The organism is Vibrio sp. 10N.222.49.C9, assembly GCF_041474985.1.
Classification (GTDB): Bacteria; Pseudomonadota; Gammaproteobacteria; order Enterobacterales; family Vibrionaceae; genus Vibrio; species Vibrio crassostreae_C.
This window is the reverse complement of the sequence record NZ_JBFRVD010001625.1, coordinates 1-225: the sequence shown is the minus strand read 5'-3', so window position 1 is coordinate 225 and position 225 is coordinate 1. Positions and strand designations below refer to the sequence as shown.

Here is a 225-nt window from a genome sequence, read left to right as displayed (position 1 = left end):
GTCCTATCGGTCGTAATTGATTTAGATAGGTGTTGATAGAAATGACAGATTTGTATTTGGGCGTTCACAAGAAAGGCGAGATTGAGATAGTAAGAGAGTTGCCAGTTTTTCAGAATGAATTCGCCACTCTTTACAATGATATGGTGCGGTTCCCAGATGGTACGAAAGGCCATTACATTCGATTCTTGTGGAATGTCGACTATGGCGTCGCTGTGATCCCAAGGA

The 225-nt window shown here is 42.7% G+C and carries 1 protein-coding gene; it reads left to right on the top strand.

The genetic code is table 11. The features are described 5' to 3' along the window. Positions 1-41: 41 nt before the first annotated feature. The coding region (locus AB4585_RS29550; protein WP_372172401.1) for a hypothetical protein at positions 42-225 on the top strand (184 nt) is incomplete at its 3' end.